At 54.2% G+C, this 24,079-nt stretch carries 22 protein-coding genes; 6 read left to right on the forward strand and 16 right to left on the reverse strand.

Annotated elements, in window-relative coordinates; genetic code table 11:
- Positions 1 to 3: 3 nt before the first annotated feature.
- The 4 genes from glnK to ACOTZD_RS17245 all read right to left on the reverse strand — a co-directional run bounded on the left by glnK (position 4) and on the right by ACOTZD_RS17245 (position 4,572).
- Positions 4 to 342, reverse strand: coding sequence for a P-II family nitrogen regulator (glnK, locus tag ACOTZD_RS17230; RefSeq protein ID WP_006809867.1), 339 nt, complete (start codon positions 340 to 342; stop codon positions 4 to 6).
- Positions 343 to 554: 212 nt separating this feature from the next.
- Positions 555 to 2,336 (reverse strand): SmdB family multidrug efflux ABC transporter permease/ATP-binding protein, encoded by a 1,782-nt coding sequence (locus tag ACOTZD_RS17235; protein ID WP_150325091.1) that lies wholly within the window; start codon positions 2,334 to 2,336, stop codon positions 555 to 557.
- Positions 2,329 to 4,083: a SmdA family multidrug ABC transporter permease/ATP-binding protein gene (locus ACOTZD_RS17240; RefSeq protein WP_023315528.1), complete on the reverse strand. Its 1,755-nt coding sequence runs from the start codon at positions 4,081 to 4,083 to the stop codon at positions 2,329 to 2,331. The genes ACOTZD_RS17235 and ACOTZD_RS17240 overlap by 8 nt, the downstream gene beginning before the upstream one ends.
- 30 nt (positions 4,084 to 4,113) lie before the next feature.
- Positions 4,114 to 4,572: an Lrp/AsnC family transcriptional regulator gene (locus ACOTZD_RS17245; protein ID WP_015571267.1), complete on the reverse strand. Its 459-nt coding sequence runs from the start codon at positions 4,570 to 4,572 to the stop codon at positions 4,114 to 4,116.
- Between the two features lie 115 nt (positions 4,573 to 4,687).
- On the opposite strand from ACOTZD_RS17245, the gene ACOTZD_RS17250 reads away from it, so the two are divergent.
- Positions 4,688 to 5,734 (forward strand): PLP-dependent cysteine synthase family protein, encoded by a 1,047-nt coding sequence (locus tag ACOTZD_RS17250; protein ID WP_003859036.1) that lies wholly within the window; start codon positions 4,688 to 4,690, stop codon positions 5,732 to 5,734.
- A gap of 39 nt (positions 5,735 to 5,773) precedes the next feature.
- Here the strand turns inward: ACOTZD_RS17250 and cof are convergent, their stop codons facing one another.
- The gene (gene cof / locus ACOTZD_RS17255; protein WP_003859037.1) at positions 5,774 to 6,592 is read right to left on the reverse strand and encodes an HMP-PP phosphatase; all 819 of its coding nucleotides are present in this window, start codon (positions 6,590 to 6,592) and stop codon (positions 5,774 to 5,776) included.
- Positions 6,593 to 6,693: 101 nt separating this feature from the next.
- Here cof and ACOTZD_RS17260 point away from each other — a divergent pair, with 101 nt between their 5' ends.
- Together ACOTZD_RS17260 and queC are read left to right on the forward strand one after the other, a co-directional pair.
- The gene (locus ACOTZD_RS17260) at positions 6,694 to 8,394 is read left to right on the forward strand and encodes an SgrR family transcriptional regulator (RefSeq protein ID WP_003859038.1); all 1,701 of its coding nucleotides are present in this window, start codon (positions 6,694 to 6,696) and stop codon (positions 8,392 to 8,394) included.
- Between the two features lie 66 nt (positions 8,395 to 8,460).
- Positions 8,461 to 9,156, forward strand: a complete 696-nt coding sequence (gene queC / locus ACOTZD_RS17265; RefSeq protein WP_015571271.1) for a 7-cyano-7-deazaguanine synthase QueC — start codon at positions 8,461 to 8,463, stop codon at positions 9,154 to 9,156.
- Positions 9,157 to 9,159: 3 nt separating this feature from the next.
- Here queC and ACOTZD_RS17270 read toward each other — a convergent pair whose 3' ends face one another.
- The 11 genes from ACOTZD_RS17270 to bolA form a co-directional block, all read right to left on the reverse strand.
- Positions 9,160 to 9,489, reverse strand: coding sequence for a DNA-binding protein (locus tag ACOTZD_RS17270; protein ID WP_022650480.1), 330 nt, complete (start codon positions 9,487 to 9,489; stop codon positions 9,160 to 9,162).
- A complete protein-coding gene (locus tag ACOTZD_RS17275; RefSeq protein WP_045346366.1) occupies positions 9,476 to 9,826 on the reverse strand; it encodes a type II toxin-antitoxin system RelE/ParE family toxin in 351 nt (116 codons plus the stop codon). Before ACOTZD_RS17275 ends, ACOTZD_RS17270 begins: the two co-directional genes overlap by 14 nt.
- A 47-nt stretch (positions 9,827 to 9,873) precedes the next feature.
- Positions 9,874 to 10,272: a YbgC/FadM family acyl-CoA thioesterase gene (locus tag ACOTZD_RS17280; protein WP_003859042.1), complete on the reverse strand. Its 399-nt coding sequence runs from the start codon at positions 10,270 to 10,272 to the stop codon at positions 9,874 to 9,876.
- A gap of 97 nt (positions 10,273 to 10,369) precedes the next feature.
- The gene (locus ACOTZD_RS17285; protein WP_003859045.1) at positions 10,370 to 10,750 is read right to left on the reverse strand and encodes a helix-hairpin-helix domain-containing protein; all 381 of its coding nucleotides are present in this window, start codon (positions 10,748 to 10,750) and stop codon (positions 10,370 to 10,372) included.
- A 148-nt stretch (positions 10,751 to 10,898) separates the two neighbouring features.
- Complete coding sequence (gene ppiD / locus ACOTZD_RS17290; protein WP_045142051.1) at positions 10,899 to 12,770, reverse strand: peptidylprolyl isomerase; 1,872 nt, start codon at positions 12,768 to 12,770, stop codon at positions 10,899 to 10,901.
- Positions 12,771 to 12,982: 212 nt separating this feature from the next.
- Complete coding sequence (gene hupB / locus ACOTZD_RS17295) at positions 12,983 to 13,255, reverse strand: nucleoid-associated protein HU-beta (RefSeq protein ID WP_002444653.1); 273 nt, start codon at positions 13,253 to 13,255, stop codon at positions 12,983 to 12,985.
- A gap of 210 nt (positions 13,256 to 13,465) precedes the next feature.
- Positions 13,466 to 15,820 (reverse strand): endopeptidase La, encoded by a 2,355-nt coding sequence (lon, locus tag ACOTZD_RS17300; RefSeq protein ID WP_006809878.1) that lies wholly within the window; start codon positions 15,818 to 15,820, stop codon positions 13,466 to 13,468.
- 184 nt (positions 15,821 to 16,004) lie between these two features.
- Positions 16,005 to 17,279 (reverse strand): ATP-dependent protease ATP-binding subunit ClpX, encoded by a 1,275-nt coding sequence (gene clpX, locus ACOTZD_RS17305; RefSeq protein WP_006809879.1) that lies wholly within the window; start codon positions 17,277 to 17,279, stop codon positions 16,005 to 16,007.
- Positions 17,280 to 17,406: 127 nt separating this feature from the next.
- Entirely contained in the window at positions 17,407 to 18,030 is a 624-nt protein-coding gene (gene clpP, locus ACOTZD_RS17310) for an ATP-dependent Clp endopeptidase proteolytic subunit ClpP (protein ID WP_006809880.1), read from the reverse strand.
- A 260-nt stretch (positions 18,031 to 18,290) separates the two neighbouring features.
- Positions 18,291 to 19,589 (reverse strand): trigger factor, encoded by a 1,299-nt coding sequence (tig, locus tag ACOTZD_RS17315; RefSeq protein ID WP_015571277.1) that lies wholly within the window; start codon positions 19,587 to 19,589, stop codon positions 18,291 to 18,293.
- Positions 19,590 to 19,920: 331 nt separating this feature from the next.
- Positions 19,921 to 20,238, reverse strand: a complete 318-nt coding sequence (bolA, locus tag ACOTZD_RS17320) for a transcriptional regulator BolA (protein ID WP_003859051.1) — start codon at positions 20,236 to 20,238, stop codon at positions 19,921 to 19,923.
- A gap of 303 nt (positions 20,239 to 20,541) precedes the next feature.
- Here bolA and ACOTZD_RS17325 point away from each other — a divergent pair, with 303 nt between their 5' ends.
- The 3 genes from ACOTZD_RS17325 (at position 20,542) to cyoA (ending at position 24,067) form a co-directional block, all read left to right on the forward strand.
- A complete protein-coding gene (locus ACOTZD_RS17325) occupies positions 20,542 to 21,120 on the forward strand; it encodes a lipoprotein (protein WP_003859052.1) in 579 nt (192 codons plus the stop codon).
- A 45-nt stretch (positions 21,121 to 21,165) separates the two neighbouring features.
- The gene (gene ampG, locus ACOTZD_RS17330; protein WP_032665560.1) at positions 21,166 to 22,641 is read left to right on the forward strand and encodes a muropeptide MFS transporter AmpG; all 1,476 of its coding nucleotides are present in this window, start codon (positions 21,166 to 21,168) and stop codon (positions 22,639 to 22,641) included.
- A gap of 478 nt (positions 22,642 to 23,119) precedes the next feature.
- Complete coding sequence (gene cyoA / locus ACOTZD_RS17335) at positions 23,120 to 24,067, forward strand: cytochrome o ubiquinol oxidase subunit II (RefSeq protein ID WP_174402109.1); 948 nt, start codon at positions 23,120 to 23,122, stop codon at positions 24,065 to 24,067.
- Positions 24,068 to 24,079: the final 12 nt, after the last annotated feature.

The raw sequence follows: 24,079 nt of genomic DNA on the forward strand, positions 1-24,079 counted from the left end.
TACTTACAACGCCGCTTCGTCAGATTCGCCGGTACGGATGCGAATAACGCGCTGTAGTTCGGCAACGAAAATTTTGCCGTCGCCAATTTTTCCGGTGTAGGCCGCTTTGCTGACGACATCAATCACCTCATCAAGCTGATCGTCGGCAATCGCCACATCAATTTTCACTTTTGGCAGGAAGTTAACGCTGTATTCCGCCCCGCGATAAAGCTCGGCATGACCTTTCTGACGCCCAAAGCCTTTCACTTCGGTGACAGTCAGTCCCTGAATACCCATGGAAGACAGCGCTTCACGCACGTCTTCGAGTTTGAATGGTTTGATTACCACCGTAACCAGCTTCATATATCCCCTCCAGTCAGAATTCGGTAATGGCCGCAGCTAACACGAGAGTGATATTGCAAAGGGTGTGCCAGAAGTGAAAGGTGAGGAGGAAAGCGCCGCGGCGCGCATGCGCCGGGAAAAAGTGAAAAAAAAACGCACCATGGCAGTGCAGGGTGCGTTTCAGTTTTGCACCAACGGTTAAGTCTGTTAGCGCATTGCCTTGTTATGGTGCATCAGGCGCTGAGTGACTCTTCCTCGCGCACGCTGGCGGCCAGTTCGTCGCCTGCCAGCTGCAACTGATACATCTGCCAGTAGCGTCCTTTTGCCTCAAGCAGCGCTCTGTGTGTACCCCGTTCAACGGCCTGGCCACGGTGCAGAACCAGAATGGTATCGGCATCGACGATCGTTGACAGGCGGTGGGCGATCACCACCAGCGTAGTGTGATCCCGCACGGCAGCCAGCGCCTGCTGGATCGCCTGCTCGGTACCGGAGTCAATGCTTGCTGTCGCTTCATCCAGAATTAACACCTGCGGCGTCTCAATCAGCACGCGCGCCAGCGCCAGAAGTTGCTTTTGCCCGACGGAGAGGTTGTTGCCCTGCTCACCCAGCCGGGTATTGATCCCCTCGCTTAACCCGCGCGCCAGATCTGCCAGCTGCACCGTTTCCAGCACCTCCCATACCTGCTCAGGGGTGAAAGGACGTCCCAGCGTCACGTTGGCATAAAAGGTATCCGCCAGCACCACCGGATCCTGCTGCACCATCGCGACGCCCTTACGCAACGCGTTGTGGCTAAGCGAGGCAAGCGGCCGTCCGTCCAGACGGATCTCCCCCTGCGTCAACGGATAGTAGCCCATCAGCAAACTGGCGAGCGTGCTTTTGCCGCTGCCGGTATGCCCAACCAGGGCGACAAAACCGCGCGACGGTACCTCGAGGTTGATATCCTGCAAGACAAGATGGTCGTCGCGATAGGCAAACGAGACATGATCAAACGCTATGGATCCACTTTCCAGCGGGCGTTCGTCATCGCCATAGGTCTGACGCGGCCTGTCCATGAGCTCGAATACACGTTCGCCCGCGACCACTGCCTGTTGCAGCATCGACTGCTGCGTGGTGAGTTCAATCAGCGGTTCGTTAAGGCGTCCGAGGTAACTGATAAACGCGTACAGTACCCCCACCTCGATGGTTCCGCGCGTCGTCAGGCCGAACAGCATCAGCAGTCCGCACAGCACCAGCGCCGAGAAGAGGCTCAGCAGCGGACGTAACAGGAAACCGTCCAGGCGTAACGTCTGCATCCGCGCCATATAATGCGAGCGGCTGGCTTCCCCCATTCGCTCACCAAAACGCGCCTGCTGGCGAAACTGCTGAATAACGCTCATGCCGTTGATCACTTCGTTGAAGCCATCATTGATATCTGCAAGGTAAGCGCGCACGCGGCGCACGATCGGCGTGCTGTAGCGCTGGTAAATCACCATCACGATCAGCACCGCCGGGAAAATGGTGATTGCCACCAGCGCCATCCGCCAGTCCAGGCTGAACATCGCCACCAGCATCGCGCCAATTAGCGCGGCACTGCGCAGAACCGTTGCAACAACGGTTACATAGAGGTCGCGGATCACCTCGGTGTCATTGGTGACGCGCGAAATAACCTGCCCGACCGGCTGGGTATCAAACTCGCTCAGCGGCTGGCGCAGCGCGGCATCCATCACGTCCGTGCGCAGCTGCTGCACCACGCCCACGGCGGCCCGGTTAAAGAGCAGTGACTGCGCGTAATGCAGCCCTGCCGCCGTCAGCTGTAGCCCGACGTACGCCACGCCCAGCCCGGCGACCAGGCCGAGAGGCAAATAGCTTTTCGCTACCATGTTATCGATGAAATAGCTGATAAGCAGCGGACCGGTCACCTCCGCAATCGCGGCGATCCACAGCAACAGCACGGCGATGGAAAGCGGTTTGCGCCACGGTGAGCCATAGGCCAGCAGCCGTTTTAACGTCGGCCACATCTGTCCAAACTTACGCATCGGCCACCTCCTCATCCAGCGCGGCTTCAAGCTGTTGATAGCGGTACATATCCCGATACCAGCCGGTCTGCCCGGCGAGCTGCTCATGCTGACCACGCTGGGCAATATGCCCGTGCTGAAGCACCAGAATTTCACTGGCTTCGGTAAGCGCCGACAGACGGTGCGCGCTAATGATGACCGTGCGCCCCTCTCCCCACTGGCGAAGGTTATGCAGAATTTGATGTTCAGTACGCCCGTCAACCGCGGACAGCGCATCATCCAGAATCAGGATCTCAGCGTCCAGCAGTAGCGCGCGGGCAATAGAGATACGCTGTTTTTGTCCGCCGGAGAGCATAACGCCCCGCTCACCCACTTCCGTGTCGTAGCCCTGCGGCAGGCGCAGAATATCCTCGTGGACGCTGGCCAGACGCGCCACGTGCTCGATCTGGTCCTGTGTCGCCGTCGGACACCCGAGCGCAATATTGTTGGCAATGGTGTCTGAAAACAAAAACGGCGTCTGGCTGACGACCGCCAGGCGGCTGCGCCAGTCATCCAGCAGCAGACGTGGCAGAGGGATGTCGTGGAAACGGATATCGCCTTCGCTCACGTCAAAATGGCGCTGAATCAGTGACAGAATGGTGCTTTTACCGGAGCCCGTCGGGCCGCAGATGCCCAGCATCTGACCAGGACGCAGCGTGAAACTGACGTTCTCAAGCACCGGATGTTCCGTTTGCGGGTAGATAAAGGCGCGGATATCAGCCTTGAGAATACCCGGACCTTCCGGTACCGGCTCGCTGCCATCGTTCACGACCGGCACTTCCGCCAGCATGGCGCGGATACGGCTGTAAGCGGCGCTCCCACGTTCAACGATATTAAACATCCAGGCCAGCGCCAGCATTGGCCAGATCATCAGCCCAAGGTACATCGCAAAGCTGGTTAACTGCCCGAGGGTCATGGTGCCTCGCACCACCATCCAGCTGCCGCCGCCCACCGCCAGCAGGTTCGCCATGCCAATCGCAATATAAATTGTCGGATCGAAACGGGCATCAATACGCGCCACGCGCATGTTTTTCGCGCCGGTATCGGCGGCGTCGGCGGCAAACAGTGCGGACTGACGGTCTTCCAGACCAAACGCTTTGATCATGCGGATGCTGGTCATGCTCTCCTGGGTGCGATCGTTCAGCGACGAGAACGCCGCCTGCGCCAGCTTAAAGCGTTCATGGAGCTGCTCGCCGTAGCGGTTAATTGCCAGCGCCATCAGCGGCATTGGCAGCAGCGCCAGCAGCGTGAGCTCCCAGCTAATTTGCGTAGACATCACAATTAATACCGCACAGCCCATCACCAGGGAATCCACCAGCGTTAACACCCCTTCACCGGCGGCAAACACCACGCGGTCTACATCGTTAGTGGCGCGGGCGATGAGATCCCCGGTACGGTGACGCAGATAAAACTCAGGGTGCTGGCGGCTCAGCTGACGGTAAAAGTCCTCGCGCAGCTCAACGGCAAGCTGATAGGACGCACCGAACAGTAGCACGCGCCAGACATAACGCAGCAGGTAAACCACCACGGCCGTCAGCACCAGCGTACCGACCCACATCATCACCCGTGCGGCGGTGTAATGTTGTTCGGTAACGCCATCCACGACGTAGCCCACCACTTTGGGGGGGATCAGTTGCAGAATGGCAATGATAATAAGCAGGGCCACTGCGCCGAGGTAGCGTTGCCACTCCCGACGAAAGTACCAGCTTAATTGGGCAAATAATCGCACGCGGTCTTTTCCTGAAGGTATTTTAAGAAGTTATTCAATGGGTAACGCTGTGGTGTATTTAATCTGTTCCATGGCGAAGCTGGAGGTGACATCGGACAAGCCCGGTACGCTATTGACCAGCCGCTTGTAAAAATCATCGTAGCGCTTCATGTCTGCCACCTGAACGCGCATCAGATAGTCGTATTCCCCCGCCATGCGCCAGAAGCCGAGCACCTCGGGCATGTCGGAAACCTGCGTGACGAAGCGGCAGTACCATTCGCTGCTGTGATGCTGCGTTTTTATCAGGACGAAGGCGGTCAGTCCAAGCCCCAGTTTTTCGGGATCCAGCAGCGCCACACGTCCCAGCAGAATGCCATCATCTTCCAGCTTTTTGAGGCGCTTCCAGCACGGTGTGGTGGTCAGATTAACGGCATCTGCCAGCGCCTGCAAAGAGAGGGTACAGTCGCTTTGCAGCAAAGAAAGCAGCTTACGGTCAATTTTATCTAACATAGCCACCTCGAAGAGAAAATTATTCTCCTTACATTCTATTTTAAAGGTCAGATAGCAACAATTTTTTCTGTGCTTTTCGCTATGCTGGGCACAAAATGACAAATGGATAACTACGATGAATAGCACCTGGGTTAAACATGCCATCAGCGAAATAAATGCCGACTATCAGCGCTCGGCAGACACCCACTTAATCCGCCTGCCTCTGCCGGGATTTCCCGGTATTCAGCTCTATCTGAAAGATGAAAGTACCCATCCTACCGGTAGCCTGAAGCATCGCCTGGCGCGTTCACTCTTTTTATACGGTTTATGTAACGGCTGGATTAAAGAAGGCACCACGATTATTGAATCGTCGTCCGGATCAACTGCCGTCTCCGAAGCCTACTTTGCCCGCCTGTTGGGCCTGCCGTTTATCGCCGTGATGCCCTCATGCACGGCGAAACGTAAAGTTGAACAGATCGAATTTTACGGCGGACGCTGCCACTTTGTGGACAGCGCCTGCGAAATCTATGCGGCCTCCGAAATGCTGGCCCGCGAGCTGAATGGTCACTATATGGACCAGTTCACCTTCGCCGAACGCGCCACCGACTGGCGCGGCAATAATAACATTGCGGACAGCATTTTCCGCCAGATGACCCATGAGCCGCATCCTGTCCCCTCTTACATTGTCATGAGCGCGGGCACGGGCGGAACCTCCGCCACCATCGGACGTTATATCCGCTGTCAGGGTTATGATACGCAGCTGATGGTGGTTGACCCGCAAAACTCGGTGTTCCTCGATTACTGGCAATCCCGCGATGCGAGCCTGCGCAGCCCCGTGGGGAGCAAGATCGAAGGGATTGGTCGCCCGCGCGTCGAACCCTCGTTCATTCCGGACGTTGTGGATGAGATGCTCCGCGTGCCGGATGCCGCCAGCGTCGCGACGGCGCACTGGCTGGAGACACAGCTTGGCCGTAAAGTCGGGGCTTCTACCGGCACCAATATGTGGGGCGCGCTACAGCTGGCCGCGAGGATGCGTGAAGAAGGCCGTACCGGCTCTGTCGTCACGCTGCTGTGCGACAGCGGGGAGCGATACCTGGACACCTATTACAACGCAGAATGGGTGCAGGCCAATATTGGCGATGTTGAGCCCTGGAAAGCGCAGATTTCGCAGCTGGTGAAATAAAAAAAGCCAGGCTTAGCCTGGCTTGCTGGAAGGGTCTCACTATTCGGGGGAATATGGGAGGTTATTTTTGTCCAGCCAATGCGTCAAAAAATGGGACACCGCTTCGTTACGACAGTGTCCGATAACCGGTAAATGCGGGAGCGCGGCGATAAGCTGCGGCATCGCGTTCCCCATAATCAGCCCACGACCTACGTTGCTCAGCATCTCGTGGTCGTTCATGGCGTCACCAAAGGCCATACAGTCCTGCATCGTCAGCCCAAGATGATCGCTCAGCACCGCCAGCGCGGATCCTTTGTTACAGCCCACCGGCAGCACTTCAAGACAGTCCACCGCCGAGAAGGTCAGGTGCGCCCGTTCGCCCAGCGCCTCGTTAAGCTGAATACGCAGACGGCAGAGATCGTCGTGATCGCCACAGAAGCAGATCTTGGTCACCTTGTGTGCCGGAATGCGGCGCAAATCGATAAGCTGATATTTAAAGCCGCTGTAAACGTGTGCGTGCAGCAAGGCCGGGATCTCACGCCCGGTAAACCAGCCTTCATCATTAAAAACATGCACGCTGGCCTGCGTATCCCAGGTGCTGTGCAGGACAATGTCCGCCACCTCCGGATTCAGATCCTGACGGTGCAGCACATCGCCGTCGACGGAGTGAATGCGCGTTCCGTTGCCGGTGATCAAGAACGCATCGAGGGCAAATGTCCCCAGCAGATGGCGCATCTCCAGCACATGACGACCAGTAGCAAACGTCAGGGTAACTTCACGCTCGCGCAGGCGCTTAAGAGTGTTCAGGGTTTTCTCCCCTAAACGGTGATCCGGCATTAACAGCGTGCCGTCCATATCAAATGCAGCGAGCCGAGCCATGATTACTCCCGAAATGTGATGCGGTTAACTTGTGCATCAGTATTACGTGGGATATACGGAAGTAATAGTGAATAGATGATAATTATTGTTCCGGGTTTTTCATGCGCCAGCTTAACCGTCTTAACCAGTATCAGCGTCTGTGGCACCCGTCTGCCGGCGCACCACAGCAGGTGACCATCAGTGAACTTGCCAGCCGCTGCTTTTGCAGCGAGCGACATGTTCGCACCCTGCTGCGCCAGGCGCAGGAGGCGGGCTGGCTAAGCTGGCACGCCCGCTCCGGACGAGGTAAGCGTGGGGAATTACGCTTTCACGTCACCCCGGATTCGTTGCGTAATACGATGATGGAAGAGGCCCTGAAAAGTGGACAGCAGCACAACGCGCTGGAGCTGGCCCAGCTCGCGCCTGAAGATTTGCGATCGCTGCTGCATCCGTTTATGGGCGGGCAGTGGCAGAACGATACGCCGACGCTGCGTATTCCCTACTATCGCTCGCTGGAGCCGCTTCAGCCGGGGTTTCTCCCTGGCCGGGCGGAGCAGCATCTGGCGGGACAGGTATTCTCTGGTTTGACGCGTTTTAATGGTAACAGCAGTGAACCCACGGGCGATCTGGCGCATCACTGGGAAGTCTCTGCTGACGGCCTGCGCTGGCATTTCTACATTCGCTCCACCCTGCACTGGCATAACGGCGATAAAATAGAGACGGCACAGCTCCGGCAAAGCCTGACGGCGCTGTTATCGCAGCCCGGCATGGGCACGCTGTTCCGCAGCGTCTTACGTATCGAAACCACGCACCCGCAGTGCCTGACGTTTATTCTCCATCAACCTGACTACTGGCTGGCGCACAGGCTGGCAACCTACTGTAGCCGTCTGGCGCATCCCGATTACCCTGTGGTAGGCAGCGGTCCCTTTCGGCTGAGCGTTTTTGAGCCTGAACTGGTGCGTCTGGAAAGCCACGAGCAGTATCATCTTGGCCATCCGTTGCTTAAGGCTATCGAGTACTGGATCACGCCCCAGCTTTTTGACTACAGTCTGGGCACCAGCTGTCGCCACCCGGTGCAAATCGCCATTGGCGAGGCCGACGAGCTGGCCAGCCTGCGGCTGGTGAGTAACAGCACCAGTCTGGGCTTCTGCTACCTCACGCTAAAACAGAGTCCACGTCTGAGCGAACTTCAGGCAAAGCGGCTGATTAATATCATTCATCTCTCAACGCTGCTGCACACGCTTCCCCTGAACGAAGGGCTCATCACTCCTACCGAGGAACTGCTTCCCGGCTGGGCGATCCCCCAGTGGCCTGATTTAACCGACGTTGCGCTGCCAGAGGCATTGACGCTGGTCTACCACCTGCCGGTTGAGCTTCACACCATGGCCAGCCAGTTAAAAGCATACCTTGCGCGGCAGGGTTGTGAACTGACCGTCATCTTTCATGACGCCAAAACGTGGGACGGGTGCCAGCAGCTTGCCGATGCAGACATCATGATGGGAGACAGACTGATTGGCGAAGCGCCGGCGTACACGCTTGAGCAGTGGCTCCGCTGCGATGCGCTCTGGCCGCATCTGCTGAGCGCACCGGCATTCGCCCATTTGCAGGCCACGCTGGATGCGGTGCAGTCGCAGGCCGACGAGCGTGACCGACACGCAGGAATTCAGGCTATATTCAGCCGGTTAATGGAGACAGCCGTCCTGACGCCGCTCTTTAACTACCAGTATCAAATCAGCGCGCCTCCGGGCGTCAACGGCATACGCCTTAACACTCGCGGCTGGTTTGACTTCACCGAAGCCTGGCTTCCTCCACCAAACGCGTGAAGAAGCTGGTCGCCGCTTTAGCCAGGCGTTAACATGACGCTTTTACTGTAACTGTCGAGATGATCTATGAAACGTGCCGTCGTCGTGTTCAGCGGAGGACAAGATTCCACCACCTGCCTGATTCAGGCGCTTCACCAGTATGATGAAGTGCACTGCGTCACTTTTGATTATGGTCAGCGTCATCGCGCTGAAATCGATGTCGCTCGTGAACTGGCTCTCAAACTGGGCGCCCGCGCTCATAAAGTGCTGGACGTGACGCTGTTAAATGAACTGGCCGTCAGCAGCCTCACCCGCGACAGCATTCCGGTGCCTGATTACGAACCGGATGCCAGCGGCATTCCGAACACCTTCGTACCGGGCCGCAACATTCTCTTCCTGACCCTGACGGCGATCTATGCCTACCAGGTGAAAGCCGAAGCGGTGATCACGGGCGTGTGTGAGACCGACTTCTCTGGCTACCCGGACTGCCGGGATGAATTCGTGAAAGCACTCAATCACGCCGTCGATCTGGGAATGGCAAAAGAGACCCGCTTCGAAACGCCGCTGATGTGGCTGGATAAGGCTGAAACCTGGGCGCTGGCCGACTACTGGGGCAAGCTGGATGTCGTTCGCAACGAGACCCTGACCTGCTACAACGGCATTAAAGGGGACGGCTGTGGGCAGTGTGCCGCCTGTAACCTGCGCGCGAACGGTCTGAATCATTATTTTGCGGATAAAGCGGGCGTTATGGCCGCAATGCAGAAAAAGACCGGGCTGAAATAAGGGCTACCTGACCGTGCTGTCGAACAGTTTTACACCGGCAGCACGGGTAATTTTCATCAGTGTAGTCAGCGTTGGGTTACCATTTTCGGACAGGGTACGGTATAGCTGCTGACGTGAAAGCCCCGCTTTGGCTGAAATCTCTCCAATACCGCCGCGCGCTTCGATAACGCGTCTGAGGGCAATCAAATAGGCTGGGATCCCCTGGTCCTCGTAAATTTCATCCAGTGCAATTTGCAGATAGAGTTGCGCGTAAGAAGGATTTTCGCGCAGCATTTTGACTACAGCTTCATCATGGCTGACGGTACTTGAGAATTTTCGCTCACTTTTGCTCATGGAGTTTATCCTTTTGATGATCTTTCCAGTAATCTATTGCCAGCATCACATCCGCTTTCTGGCTCTTTTTGTCACCGCCGATCAGCAACAATAAGATTTCCCGGTGCTGGACCGCAAAATAGACTCGATAACCGGGACCACTATCAACCTTCAACTCCCAGACACCCTCTCTGAGATAACGGTAATCGCCAAAATTCCCCTTCTCAGCGCGGTCGATTCGCAGAAGGATCCGAAACGCCAGCTCCGGATCCTTTCGTCTCAACTTTGCTACCCAATCCTCAAACGATATTTTTCCGTCGCGGGTTCGGTAACGTTTAACAACGTAGTCCCTGTTCATGATTTTATCCCTGAAAACCCTTCTTGTCTTTTATAAAAGACAAAAATTTACGCGATCATCAGCTCCAGCTTTTCGCGCAACTCCCCTTCCAGCGGCAACGCTTTCTGGGTTTTGAGATCGATACAGACAAAGGTGATCAGCGCATCGGCCACAATCTGCCCTTCTGGCTCCAGCGTAACGACCTGGCTCAATACACCACTTTTGCCATTCAGTTGTTGAACCTCACTGGTCACGGTGAGCACATCCCCCAGCACAGCCGGGCGGCGGTAGTTAATGTTGATATTGACGACCACAAACGCGATGTTGTGTGCGGTTAGCCACAGGAAGCTTTCGCTGTTCTCCAGGCCGTCCCAGCGCGCCTCTTCAAGAAATTCAAGGTAGCGGGCGTTATTGACGTGCTGGTAAACATCGAGGTGATAACCACGGACTTTGATTTGTGTCTGCATAGCGCAATAGCCTTTCGTTGTTATAGGTTCAGAGGTCATAACTGGTATGACCTCTTTATCCTGGCAAATTTTTGCCGCAGTGCAAGTGATTACGCGATTACAGCGTCAGGTGTGCGAGATTGCGCTCAACCAGCGCGCTGCCCATACCCGGCACCTGCTTGAGATCGTCAAGGGTTTTGAAAGGACCATACTCTTCACGATAGCTGACGATGGCCTGCGCTTTTTTGAGGCCCACGCCATTCATTACGCGGGCAAGATCGTCCGCAGAGGCAGTATTAATACTGACCCGCGTACCCTCGTCCTCAATGGCTTTCGTGCTGGCCGTCGCGTTGGCTTTAACCTGACCTTGTGACGTTGCATCGGCCTGAGTTTGTGCAGCCTGGGCTTTAGACGAGGGTGACGCCGCCAGCGCGCCCGCACTCATCCCGGAAGTGGCAATAGCCAGTGTAATTAACAGTGCTTTGATTCCACATTTCATGCTGTTTTCTCCTTGTTTGTTGACAGCCATGCCACGATAGCCGCACGGGAAAACAGGGACAAACAGCAGATTGCAGAAATGGAAAAGGCCGCGAAAGCGGCCTTTAGTTTTTGCAGAACGTTACGAAAATCTGCGAGCAGACACGTAATTATTGCTCCTGAGTGACCACATCACCCAGCTTGATTTTGGCTTCTTTACGCAGGTTGCTCATCAACGCTTCGAAAGCAATCTGGGCATTGTTCTGGGTAATTCCCTGAACCATGGCCTTCTTCTGCGCGTCTGGCAGCGTGCCGGCTTTCACTTCATCCAGCGCCAGAACCACCACGTTACCCTGCATATCGGTCGTGGTGCCAAAGACAGGTTTGTCTTTCGCCGGCAGGCTCAGACCAAACGCCGCCTGGCTGACAGGATCCTGACCGGTACGGCTCAGCGTTTTTGCTTCGCCAAAGCTCAGGCCAGCCGCTTTCAGCGCATCGTTCTTACCGGCTTTCAGGTCGGCCAGAATTTTCTCTGCATCCAGTTTTGCCTGCTGTGCCGCTTTGTTGTGTTTCACCAGCGCCACCACCTGATCTTTCACTTCCGCCAGGGGCTTCACTGCCTCGGCTTTGTGCTCGCTGACGCGCAGTACGAACGCACGATCACCGTCAACGGTAATGATATCTGAGTTGCTGCCCGGCGTACCATTCTCACCGACCAGACCACCATTGAAAATGGCATCTGAAACCGGTTTGAAGTTCAGTTCTTCCGGCAGGTTTTCGTGGCTGAACCAGCCCGTCTCAACCGCTTTCACGCCAGCAGCCTGCTCAGCGCCCGCCAGTGATTCGTTGTCGTTGCTTGCGGCATCGCTCACTTTCTGTTGCAGAGCATAGAAGGCATCCAGCGCTTTCTCCTGCTTCACTTTCGCAGCGATATCATCACGAACGTCAGCCAGCGGCTTGGTTTTCGCCGCCACAACATCGTCCAGACGCGCCACCAGGAAGCCGACGGAGGATTTGATTACACCAGACAGTTGGCCTTTCTCTTTCAGGCCTGCATTTTTCAGCTCATCCGGGGTAGTTGACTCTTCCAGCCAGCCCATATCACCGCCGTTTTTGGCAGAAATAATGTCGGTGGATTTTGCTTTCGCTAAGGTGGCGAAATCAGCGCCTTTGTTCAGCTCGTCCAGCACGGCTTTCGCTTCTGCTTCCGTTTTGGTCTGGATCACGCTGTAACGGTTACGCTGCGGCTGAGTGAACTGATCCTGATGCTGGTCGTAATAAGACTGGATCTCGGCGTCAGTCGCATTTTCCTGCATCGCCGCTGCATCCAGCTTGATATAGCTTACGCGGAACTGTTCCGGAGAGATGAAGTTGTTCTTGTTTTGCTCGTAGTAAGCATTAACTTCAGCGTCGCTAACCTGCTGTTTCGCTGCCAGTGCGTTGACATCAATCGTCGCTTCACGCACCACGCGTTGCTGCGCCACCAGTGCCGCCAGCTCTTCAGTTTCACCTTTCAGCATGAAATCGGTGCCCACCACCGCGTTGATCAGCTGTTGCGTGGTCAACTGGTTACGCAGTGCCTGAGCGTACTGGTCAGCCGTCATACCCATCTGGTTAACAATGCTGTTGTAACGCGCGTTGTCGAACTTCCCATTAGACTGGAAAGCCTGCGTCGAGAAGATGGCTTTTTTAACCTGCTCATCGCTGATGCCCAGACCCAGGCTTTTCGCGTACTGATCCAGCAGCGCCTCGTCAATAAGGCGGTTTAGCGTCTGCTGACGCAGGTTTTTCATATAGCCTTCGTTGGCTGCAAGTTCAGAGTATTGGTCGCCCAGCTGTTGCTGCATGCGGTTACGTTCACCAGCAAAAGCGTTCTCGAACTGCCCACGGCTAATTTCCTGGCCATTCACTTTTGCGGCGTAGTTCGCGCCACCGCCGATGAGGTAACTACTCACACCGGTCAATATGAACGACACGATAATGATACCGAAAATAATCTTGAGCACGAGACTGTTAGCAGCCGTGCGTAAGCTGTCCATCATGGTGTAACAACACTCCGCTGTAGGTGACTGGTTACCTGACGCTGACGGAAAATCCTGACCGTCGCGCGTAAAGGCGTATTGTGACAAGAAAACAGGGCAATTGTCAGCCCACAACTCGCATAAACTCGCACAAATCAGGTCTGGACAAACAAAAAAGGCACATCAAACGATGCGCCCTTGTACTTTTCAGCTTCCCTGGAGCGGGAAAGCAATCAGTTTACTGCGTCTTTCAGCGCTTTACCTGCACGGAAACCCGGCACTTTAGCGGCAGCAATGGTGATCTCTTTGCCGGTCTGAGGGTTGCGGCCAGTACGGGCTGCACGCTCTTTAACCGCAAAAGTACCGAAGCCTACCAGTGCAACGTCGTCCCCAGCTTGCAGAGATTCAGTAACAGAAGCAATTAAAGCATCTAAAGCACGTCCAGCTGCCGCTTTAGAAATATCAGCACCCGCAGCAATTTTGTCAATCAGTTGAGATTTATTCACTGTTCTCTTCCTCTCTTTATAATTTATATCGCACCTGAATCCTTCACAGCGCGACCGCGCAGCAGTTATATCAGTCCTGCTATGACCTTACAACACCCGTTGTTGATGGCTAACCCAATCAGCAATCTAAATTAGCTATACAAAAAAAGGCTGGCAAGTACGAAATGACTTACCAGCCTTGTTTTTATTGGCGCTCTTTGCGCGAGGTCACTATTTTGCGGTTACAACCTGCATTCCGGACGGTTCATTTTGCAGTGCGAGAGTCAGAACTTCCTCAATGCGTTTCACCGGATGGATCTGCAAATCGGCAATAACGTTGTCCGGAATCTCTTCCAGATCGCGTTTATTCTCGTAAGGGATCAATACGGTTTTGATCCCACCGCGGTGTGCCGCCAGCAGTTTTTCTTTTAACCCGCCGATAGGCAGTACCTGACCACGCAGCGTAATTTCACCGGTCATGGCCACATCAGCACGAACCGGATTACCTGTCAGGCAGGAAACCAGCGCAGTACACATGGCAATACCCGCGCTTGGGCCATCTTTCGGCGTCGCCCCTTCCGGAACGTGAACGTGAATGTCGCGTTTTTCGTAGAAATCCGGGTTGATACCCAGTTTTTCCGCACGCGCGCGCACCACGGTCAGCGCCGCCTGGATGGACTCCTGCATCACTTCACCCAGCGAACCGGTGTAGGTCAGCTTGCCTTTGCCCGGAACACAGGCGGTTTCGATGGTCAGCAGATCGCCGCCCACTTCCGTCCATGCCAGACCGGTCACCTGACCAACACGGTTTTCGTTGTCTGCGCGACCGTAGTCGAAGCGTTGAACGCCCAGGTACGCATGCAGATTGTCGCCGTTAATCACGATGTGCTTCAGGCTCTTATCCAGCAGCAGCTGTTTCACCGCCTTACGGCACAGCTTAGAGATCTCACGTTCGAGGCTACGCACACCCGCTTCACGGGTGTAGTAACGAATAATGCCGACAATGGCGCTGTCCTCAACGGTCAGCTCGTTGGCTTTCAGCGCGTTACGCTCAATCTGCTTCGGCAGCAGGTGCTGTTTGGCAATGTTCAGCTTCTCGTCTTCGGTATAACCTGACAGACGGATCACTTCCATACGGTCCAGCAGCGGCGCCGGAATGTTCATGGAGTTCGACGTCGCCACAAACATCACATCGCTCAGGTCGTAATCCACTTCCAGGTAGTGATCGCTAAACGCCACGTTCTGCTCTGGATCAAGCACTTCCAGTAACGCCGACGCCGGATCGCCACGCATGTCCGAAGACATTTTGTCGATCTCATCGAGCAGGAACAGCGGGTTTTTGACGCCCACTTTCGCCATTTTCTGGATAAGCTTGCCCGGCATGGAACCGATGTAGGTACGGCGGTGACCGCGGATTTCCGCTTCATCACGCACGCCGCCCAGCGCCATACGGATGTACTTACGCCCTGTCGCTTTGGCGATGGACTGGCCCAGAGAGGTTTTACCCACCCCTGGAGGCCCTACCAGGCACAGGATTGGGCCTTTGATTTTGTTCACACGGCTCTGTACCGCGAGGTACTCAAGAATGCGGTCTTTCACACGTTCCAGGCCGTAGTGGTCGGTATCCAGGATCTCCTGGGCCTGACGCAGGTCTTTTTTGACCTTGCTGCGGGCATTCCACGGAACCTGCACCATCCACTCAATGTAGCCGCGTACAACGGTCGCTTCCGCCGACATCGGAGACATCATTTTCAGCTTCTGCAACTCAGCTTCAGCTTTCTCTTTCGCCTCTTTCGGCATCTTCGCCGCGTCGATCTTACGCTTCAGCGCTTCGTTTTCATCCGGCGCATCGTCCATCTCGCCGAGCTCTTTCTGAATGGCTTTCATTTGCTCGTTCAGATAGTACTCACGCTGCGATTTTTCCATCTGCTTTTTGACGCGGTTGCGAATGCGCTTCTCAACCTGGAGCAGATCGATCTCAGACTCCATCATCGCCATCAGGTATTCCAGACGTTCGTTAACGTCGGACATTTCCAGCACGGACTGTTTGTCAGCCAGCTTCAGCGGCATATGCGCAGCGATGGTATCCGCCAGACGTGCAGGATCGTCGATGCTGTTCAGCGACGTCAGCACTTCAGGTGGGATTTTCTTATTCAGCTTGATGTAGCCTTCGAACTGGCTGATCGCGGTGCGTACCAGCACTTCCTGCTCGCGCTCATCAAGTTCCGGTGAATCAAGGTACTCTGCCTTCGCAGAGAAGTGCTCGCCATCGTCTGACAGAGTGGTAATACGCGCACGCTGTAAGCCTTCCACCAGCACCTTCACGGTGCCGTCTGGCAGCTTCAGCATCTGCAAAATAGAGGCCACGGTCCCGACGGTGAAAAGATCGTTTACACCCGGCTCATCCGTTGATGCTTCTTTCTGCGCGACCAACATGATTTTTTTATCATGATCCATGGCGGCTTCGAGGCAACGGATAGATTTTTCCCGCCCTACAAATAAGGGTATGACCATGTGCGGATAAACCACCACATCGCGCAACGGCAATACGGGGATTTCAATGCGTTCAGAACGCTCAGGATTCATAGAGCTCTCTCTTAGTTTAGTGTCCGCCAGGTAAACTGGTCATGTAACTGTGCTTCACACAACCATTAACATGTAATCCAGTATATGGGGATGTTTCCCATACATTCAACGCCATGAATACGGAAAAAGTAAAGGGGAGATAAAATCCCCCCTTTTTGATTAACTGATTGTATGAAATGGTGAATTATTCGCCAGATGCCTGCTGCGCTTCCGGTTTACCGTAAATCAGTAACGGCTTGGTCTGGCCACCAATGACGGACTCGTCGATCACGACTTTTTCGACGTCTTCCATAGAAGGAAGATCGTACATCGTGTCGAGCAATGCTGCTTCCACGATAGAACGCAGGCCACGGGCACCGGTTTTACGCGCCATCGCTTTCTTGGCAATCGCGTCCAACGCTTCGTCACGGAATTCCAGCTCAACGCCTTCAAGATTAAACAGCGCCTGATACTGCTTGGTCAGCGCGTTTTTCGGCTCTTTCAGGATCTGAATCAACGCGTCTTCGCTCAGTTCGTTCAGGGTCGCCACAACCGGCAGACGGCCGATAAATTCCGGAATCAAACCGAATTTGATCAGATCTTCCGGCTCAACCTGCGCCAGCAGCTGGCCTTCGTTTGGTTTTTCAGACGTGGCTTTCACCGTTGCGCCAAAACCAATGCCGGAGCCGGTTTCCACACGGTGAGAGATCACTTTATCCAGGCCTGCAAACGCACCACCACAGATAAACAGGATCTTAGAGGTATCAACCTGCAAGAATTCCTGCTGCGGATGTTTACGCCCACCCTGCGGTGGAACAGCCGCAACCGTACCTTCAATCAGCTTCAGGAGCGCCTGCTGCACGCCCTCGCCCGAGACGTCACGGGTGATGGACGGGTTGTCTGATTTACGAGAGATTTTGTCGATCTCATCGATATAGACGATCCCGCGCTGGGCTTTCTGTACGTCGTAATCGCACTTCTGGAGCAGCTTCTGGATAATATTTTCAACGTCTTCACCCACATAACCGGCTTCGGTCAGGGTGGTGGCATCCGCCATAGTGAACGGAACATCCAGCAGGCGCGCCAGCGTTTCTGCCAGCAGGGTTTTACCGGAACCGGTAGGCCCGATCAGCAAAATGTTACTTTTGCCCAGTTCTACGCCATTGCTGGTATCGCCGTTACGCAGACGTTTGTAGTGGTTGTATACCGCCACCGCCAGCACTTTTTTCGCCTGCTCCTGACCAATAACATAGTCGTCCAGGTGGTGGCGAATCTCGTGTGGCGTTGGTAACGCGCTGCGCTCACGGTGCGGCGCGACTTCTTTAATCTCTTCGCGAATGATGTCGTTACATAAATCGACGCATTCGTCGCAGATATACACGGACGGCCCGGCAATCAGTTTACGCACTTCATGCTGGCTTTTGCCGCAAAAAGAGCAGTACAGCAGTTTGCCCGAACCATCTTTGCGTTTATCTGTCATGAGTCCAAACCTCTTTTTAAGTTCTATGTGCCGCACATGACGACGCAAATGCCATTCTCAGACGCAAGCTGCTTACAGGCAACGTGCCGCCCTACCTTAGTATAGCGGCACACTCGCGTCGCGGGCATCAATTACGATGGGTCAAAATGGAGTCGACTAAGCCGTACTCAACTGCCTCTGGCGCAGAGAGGAAGCGATCGCGCTCGGTATCGCGCTCGATCTGCTCGAGAGGTTGACCCGTATGCTGCGCCATAAGTTCATTCATGCGCGCTTTTACTTTCAGAATTTCTCGGGCGTGGATTTCAATATCCGTCGCCTGGCCCTGGTAACCACCCAGCGGCTGGTGAATCATCACGCGGGAGTTAGGCAGGCAGAAACGCTTACCTTTCGCCCCTGCGGTTAACAGGAAAGCCCCCATGGACGCCGCCTGCCCCATACAGATGGTGCTGACATCCGGCTTGATGAATTGCATGGTGTCATAAATAGACATGCCCGCCGTAATCACACCGCCCGGCGAGTTGATATACAGGTAAATGTCTTTTTCCGGGTTTTCCGCTTCCAGGAACAGCATCTGCGCCACGATCAGGTTAGCCATATGGTCTTCCACCTGGCCGGTCAGAAAGATAACGCGTTCCTTGAGCAGACGGGAATAGATATCGAAAGAACGCTCACCGCGTGAGGTCTGTTCAATAACCATTGGCACCAGCGCCATATGGGGTGCAAAGTTATCTCGTTCGCCACTGTATGACATTTCCGTCTCCTGGTTCAAAATTGAAAACACCTGCTGTACTGATTGTAACCTTATGGACGGATTATCAGCCAGTCTCAATCATCGTGATTACATACTAATGGGGGTCGCCATGCCCTATTTCAAGCATAACAACGTTTTGTTGTAACGCTAACACTGAAAGGGCGTTTTAGCACCCTTCCAGGACTAAAGCTGTGATAAAAAAAACCCGTCGCCGGAGGGCAACGGGTTTTTTGTTCAAACTTTAAACCGTTGGGGCGAAATTACGCCTGCTGGTTCATCAGTTCGGTGAAAGAGGTCTCTTTTTCGGTGACTTTCGCTTTCGCCAGTACCGCTTCTACAGCCTGCTCTTCCAGCGCGACGTTGCGCATGTTGTCCATCAGCTCTTTGTTCTTACCGTAGAACTCGATCACTTCTGATGGATCTTCGTATGCAGAAGCCATCTCTTCGATCAGGCCTTTCACACGCTCTTCGTCAGCTTTCAGCTCGTGGGTACGAATCACTTCGCCCAGCAGCAGGCCAACAACAACGCGACGTTTCGCTTGCTCTTCGAACAGCTCGCGTGGCAGTTCCATCGCTTGCTGCTGGTTGCCACCGAAGCGCTGTGCAGCCTGACGGCGCAGAACGTCGATTTCGCTGTCGATCAGGGCAGCAGGAACGTCGATGTCGTTCGCTTTCACCAGACCTTCAATCGCCTGAGACTTCACGCGGTTACGTACAGCGCCGTTCAGCTCGCGCTCCATGTTTTTACGCACTTCGGTACGCAGGCCCGCAACAGAACCGTCTTCCACGCCGAAACGCTTGATGAATTCTTCAGTCAGTTCTGGCAGTTCGCGCTCTTCCACTTTCTTCAGGTTGATAACGAACTTCGCTGCTTTACCTTTCAGGTTTTCAGCGTGGTATTCTTCAGGGAAGGTCACGTCGATGGTGAACTCTTCGCCCGCTTTGTGGCCTTTGATACCGTCTTCGAAGCCTGGGATCATACGACCCTGGCCCATCGCCAGTACGAAATCAGACGCTTTACCGCCTTCGAACTCTTCGCCGTCTACAGAACCGGTGAAGTCGATGGTTACGCGGTCTTCTGCGTCAACAGCGCCTTCTTTCTCTTTCCAGTTCGCCTGCTGCTTACGCAGGGTATCCAGCATGCCGTCAACGTCTTCGTCGGTCACGGAAACGATCGGTTTTTCAACTTCGATAGATTCCAGACCTTTCAGCTCAACTTCCGGGTACACTTCGAACTCTACGGAGTAGGTGAAGTCTTCGCCCTGCTTGTATTCGCCTGGAACGTAGTTCGGCGCACCGGCTGGATTGATTTTTTCTTTGATGATCGCGTCGATAAAGTTGCGGCTCATCAGTTCACCCAGCACATCCTGACGCACGGAAGCGCCATAACGCTGAGCAACAACATTCATTGGTACTTTGCCCTTGCGGAAGCCGTCAATACGTACTTTTTTTGCTACGTTGACCAGCTCGCTTTTCACAGCAGTTTCGATGCTGTCAGCAGCGATAGTAATCGTTACACGGCGGCCAAGGCCTTGAGTGGTTTCAACTGAAACTTGCATCTTGTTACCTCAAAAAAATCACAGTGCTCGGTCAACTCTGAATCTGTCTGTTATACCGGGATGCTCTCTTATGTGCAGATTCACATTCCCTGTCGCCAGAATCATCCCGAAGACATTCAATAAGACGCGGCATTATAGCGGCATCACTTAGGTGAGTCGAGAACGGTTGGAGCATGTTGCTGCGGCTTTTTTCACACTTTAAGGCTATTTTTAGCCTTAAAAACGCGCCATCCGCTCAAAACTCAGACAAAACAAAACGGCCCGAAGGCCGTCTTGACGAAATCTGTAAGCAACATACTGGAAAAACTCCGGCGGTTGCAAATCCGATTTATCAGGCGATGGTGCCTGCACCCCGACAAGGCGGTGATGCGAATACCGTATCCTGTAGCCCTTCCCATTCCTTAATGGTGTAGGTATGCAGCGCCAGCGCATGTACGGTTGTGGAGAGTTCTTCCGTCAAGGTGCTGTAGATCAAGCGGTGTCGGTTCAGGAAACGTTCTCCCGTGAAGCGATCGCTGACCAGAACCACTTTAAAGTGGCTTTCAGAACCTGCCGGCACGTTATGACGATAGCTTTCGTCGACAACTTCGAGAAACACAGGGTTGAACGCTGCCCTTAATTTTTCTTCTATCTGTTCACGTATCATCATGAAATCACTCCTCCGACAACGCTAAGATGTCACCCATCCCTTTAAATATTAGCCGCTTTTACCGGTTCCATTACACCTTGACAACAAATATTTAGCTTTCGTCTGATTTTCTCACCCAAACGAATGAAGTTCACTATGAGGTTCATACGTTTTGTCACTTACAGGCAGAGAAAAGCGGAAAGGTGGTCAGTTTTCGGACAAGGCGATGAATTTACATGCGTTGACCACTTCCCCTGGCCGTTAGCGATGTTATGATGGCGGCAATTTTTCTCTCTTTGCTTACGATTCGTTGAGAACCCGAAAATGTTAAAAAAACTCTTCTTTCCGTTGGTAGCACTCTTTATGCTCGCCGGCTGCGCGACTCCGCCGACGACCATTGACGTTTCACCAAAAATTACCCTGCCTCAGCAGGATCCAAGCCTGATGGGCGTTACGGTCAGCATTAATGGCGCCGATCAGCGTCAGGACCAGGCGCTGGCGAAAGTGACTCGCGACAACCAACAGGTCACGCTGACCGCCTCCCGCGACCTGCGCTTCCTGTTGCAGGAAGTGCTGGAGAAACAGATGACCTCCCGCGGCTACATGATTGGCCCAAGCGGCGCGGTTGATCTGCAAATCATCGTGAACAACCTGTACGCTGACGTCTCCCAGGGTAACGTTCGCTACAACATTGCGACTAAAGCCGATATCGCCATCATCGCTACCGCGAAGAACGGCAACAAAATGAACAAAAACTACCGTGCGAGCTATTCCGTTGAAGGCGCATTCCAGGCCTCCAACAAAAATATCGCTGACGCGGTTAACAGCGTGCTGACTGACACCATTGCCGACATGGCACAGGACACCAGCATTCACGACTTCATCAAGCAGAACGCCCGTTAATCCTGCTGACTGACCCGGTGCTTCACCGGGTCAGTTCATAAGAACATGTCCAGTCACTACTTACGCATTTTCCAGCAACCGAAATCAGCTATTCTGCTGATCCTTGGTTTCGCCTCCGGTTTGCCCCTTGCGCTCACCTCCGGCACGTTACAGGCGTGGATGACGGTTGAGAACATCGATCTTAAAACCATTGGTTTCTTCTCGCTCGTCGGCCAGGCTTACGTTTTTAAGTTCCTGTGGTCGCCGGTGATGGATCGCTATACCCCACCGTTCCTCGGGCGCCGTCGCGGTTGGTTAGCGATGACGCAGGTGCTGCTGTTGCTGGCCATTGCCGCAATGGGTTTCCTTGAGCCGTCAACACAGCTGCGCTGGATGGCCGCGCTTGCGGTGGTCATCGCCTTCTGCTCCGCTTCGCAGGACATTGTTTTTGACGCCTGGAAGACGGACGTCCTGCCAGCGGAAGAGCGTGGTGCCGGTGCGGCAATCAGCGTGCTTGGCTACCGCCTGGGTATGCTGGTTTCCGGCGGGCTGGCCCTCTGGCTTGCCGACCGCTATCTCGGCTGGCAGGGAATGTACTGGCTGATGGCCGCTCTGCTGATCCCCTGCATTATTGCCACGCTATTCGCGCCTGAACCGAGCGATGTGATTCCGGTTCCCCGCTCGCTGGAGCAGGCCGTCGCCGCACCGCTCCGCGACTTCTTTGGTCGCAATAATGCCTGGCTGATCCTGCTGCTGATTGTCCTTTATAAGCTCGGCGACGCTTTCGCCATGAGTCTGACCACCACCTTCCTGATCCGCGGCGTCGGGTTTGATGCGGGGGAGGTCGGCGTGGTGAACAAAACCCTGGGGCTGTTTGCCACGATCGTCGGCGCGCTGTACGGCGGCGTATTGATGCAGCGTCTGTCGCTGTTCCGTGCTCTGCTGATCTTCGGCATCCTTCAGGGCGCTTCGAATGCCGGTTACTGGCTGCTGTCGATCACCGACAAGCATATGATCAGCATGGCGACGGCGGTATTCTTTGAAAATCTGTGCGGAGGTATGGGCACTGCGGCATTTGTCGCCCTGCTGATGACGCTGTGCAATAAGTCATTTTCCGCCACCCAGTTTGCCCTGCTCTCTGCCCTCTCAGCCGTCGGGCGCGTGTACGTAGGTCCCGTCGCGGGCTGGTTTGTTGAAGCCCACGGCTGGCCGACATTTTATCTCTTCTCGGTGGTGGCGGCTGTGCCGGGGATTTTATTGTTGCTGGTCTGTCGCCAGACGCTGGAATATACCCAGCGGACGGAACACTTCATGCCGCGCACGGAATATCAGGCTGCTTACCGGTTTGCCCTGCGTCTGCTGATGGGAGGTTGTCTTGCGCTGGTAGTGTGGCTCGCGGTTCTCATTATCAATGCGACGACCACCTTGTCGCTTCCTTTTGAAACCCAGCTGCTTGATGCAGGCGTGTTTCTCGCCATCGTGGGTATCCTGACCGGTGGGATGCTGGATTTCATGTCACTGCGGAAAACGCAGATGACATGAAGTAAAAAGCGAAAGGTTATTTCCCGTTGTAATAACGACACGAAATTATAACGGCGAAATAACCGCCATCGGCAAAAAAAATATTTGTTGTTTTGTGCGGGATAGCATTCGGAAATTATTGGAGCTTATTTCGCTACGCTATTTTCCGTTAAACGATTCAGCATTCGAAAGATTGAATTTTCGTTTTTTAGTTGTCTTTTTATTGATAATTAATTGTTAATTATTTGTGTATTTTCCGCAATGGTTATACCAATTGTCCCTTTTGCGGTATGCTGGGGCACCCTTTCGTTATAACGCCCACTCCGTGCGGCTTCCCCCGGAAAACGCGACATAATTTGCAACACTTGTGACATGTGCGGCAGAACCCGGTAACACCTTCCTGACACAGGGCTAATGATGTTTACAGTAATGTAACCTTCCCGTAAAATGCCCCCACACTTTAAACGCCACCAGACTCCCGTGGAATTGAGGTCGTTAAATGAGACTCAGGAAATACAATAAAAGTTTGGGATGGTTGTCATTATTCGCAGGCACTGTATTACTCAGTGGCTGCGATTCTGCACTACTAGACCCCAAAGGACAGATTGGACTGGAACAACGTTCATTGATACTGACGGCTTTTGGCCTGATGTTGATTGTGGTTATTCCTGCCATCTTGATGGCTGTTGGTTTCGCCTGGAAGTATCGTGCGAGCAATAAAGATGCGAAGTATAGCCCTAACTGGTCACACTCCAATAAAGTGGAAGCTGTGGTCTGGACGGTACCTATTCTGATCATCCTGTTCCTTGCTGTACTGACCTGGAAAACCACTCACGCACTTGAGCCGAGCAAACCGCTGGTTCACGATGAAAAACCGATTACCATTGAAGTGGTCTCCATGGACTGGAAATGGTTCTTCATCTATCCAGAACAGGGCATTGCTACCGTGAATGAAATCGCCTTCCCGGCGAACACTCCGGTTCAGTTCAAAGTGACCTCCAACTCCGTAATGAACTCCTTCTTCATCCCACGTCTGGGCAGCCAGATTTACGCGATGGCCGGTATGCAGACTAACCTGCACCTGATCGCGAATGAAGCAGGCACCTACGACGGTATCTCCGCCAGCTATAGTGGCCCGGGCTTCTCGGGTATGAAGTTCAAAGCTATCGCTACGCCAGACCGCGCGACTTTCGACCAGTGGGTTGCAAAAGCGAAGCAGTCTACCAACACCATGTCTGACATGGCGGCGTTCGAAAATGTGGCTGCACCTAGCGAATACAACAAGGTGGAGTACTTCTCTAACGTGAAACCGAATCTGTTCAAAGATGTTATTGGCAAATTTATGGATCACGGCATGAGCATGGACATGACCCAGCCTGAAGGCGAGCACAACACGCACCAGGGTATGGAAGGCATGGACATGAGCCACGCGGAAACCGCTCACTAAGGGGCCGAGGAA

Origin of the sequence: Enterobacter cloacae complex sp. SHL022 (genome assembly GCF_049237785.1) — a bacterium.
GTDB classification, from domain to species: domain Bacteria; phylum Pseudomonadota; class Gammaproteobacteria; order Enterobacterales; family Enterobacteriaceae; genus Enterobacter; species Enterobacter hormaechei_C.

Coding starts and splice junctions, on each gene's coding strand:
- clpX (WP_006809879.1), bottom strand. CDS start 17,279: ATGACAGATAAACGCAAAGATGGTTCGGGCAAACTGCTGTACTGCTCT.
- glnK (WP_006809867.1), bottom strand. CDS start 342: ATGAAGCTGGTTACGGTGGTAATCAAACCATTCAAACTCGAAGACGTG.
- ppiD (WP_045142051.1), bottom strand. CDS start 12,770: ATGATGGACAGCTTACGCACGGCTGCTAACAGTCTCGTGCTCAAGATT.
- ampG (WP_032665560.1), top strand. CDS start 21,166: ATGTCCAGTCACTACTTACGCATTTTCCAGCAACCGAAATCAGCTATT.
- cyoA (WP_174402109.1), top strand. CDS start 23,120: ATGAGACTCAGGAAATACAATAAAAGTTTGGGATGGTTGTCATTATTC.
- tig (WP_015571277.1), bottom strand. CDS start 19,589: ATGCAAGTTTCAGTTGAAACCACTCAAGGCCTTGGCCGCCGTGTAACG.
- ACOTZD_RS17245 (WP_015571267.1), bottom strand. CDS start 4,572: ATGTTAGATAAAATTGACCGTAAGCTGCTTTCTTTGCTGCAAAGCGAC.
- ACOTZD_RS17280 (WP_003859042.1), bottom strand. CDS start 10,272: ATGCAGACACAAATCAAAGTCCGTGGTTATCACCTCGATGTTTACCAG.
- ACOTZD_RS17325 (WP_003859052.1), top strand. CDS start 20,542: ATGTTAAAAAAACTCTTCTTTCCGTTGGTAGCACTCTTTATGCTCGCC.
- ACOTZD_RS17285 (WP_003859045.1), bottom strand. CDS start 10,750: ATGAAATGTGGAATCAAAGCACTGTTAATTACACTGGCTATTGCCACT.
- bolA (WP_003859051.1), bottom strand. CDS start 20,238: ATGATGATACGTGAACAGATAGAAGAAAAATTAAGGGCAGCGTTCAAC.
- cof (WP_003859037.1), bottom strand. CDS start 6,592: ATGGCTCGGCTCGCTGCATTTGATATGGACGGCACGCTGTTAATGCCG.
- clpP (WP_006809880.1), bottom strand. CDS start 18,030: ATGTCATACAGTGGCGAACGAGATAACTTTGCACCCCATATGGCGCTG.
- ACOTZD_RS17260 (WP_003859038.1), top strand. CDS start 6,694: ATGCGCCAGCTTAACCGTCTTAACCAGTATCAGCGTCTGTGGCACCCG.
- ACOTZD_RS17250 (WP_003859036.1), top strand. CDS start 4,688: ATGAATAGCACCTGGGTTAAACATGCCATCAGCGAAATAAATGCCGAC.
- lon (WP_006809878.1), bottom strand. CDS start 15,820: ATGAATCCTGAGCGTTCTGAACGCATTGAAATCCCCGTATTGCCGTTG.
- ACOTZD_RS17235 (WP_150325091.1), bottom strand. CDS start 2,336: ATGCGTAAGTTTGGACAGATGTGGCCGACGTTAAAACGGCTGCTGGCC.
- ACOTZD_RS17275 (WP_045346366.1), bottom strand. CDS start 9,826: ATGAACAGGGACTACGTTGTTAAACGTTACCGAACCCGCGACGGAAAA.
- ACOTZD_RS17270 (WP_022650480.1), bottom strand. CDS start 9,489: ATGAGCAAAAGTGAGCGAAAATTCTCAAGTACCGTCAGCCATGATGAA.
- queC (WP_015571271.1), top strand. CDS start 8,461: ATGAAACGTGCCGTCGTCGTGTTCAGCGGAGGACAAGATTCCACCACC.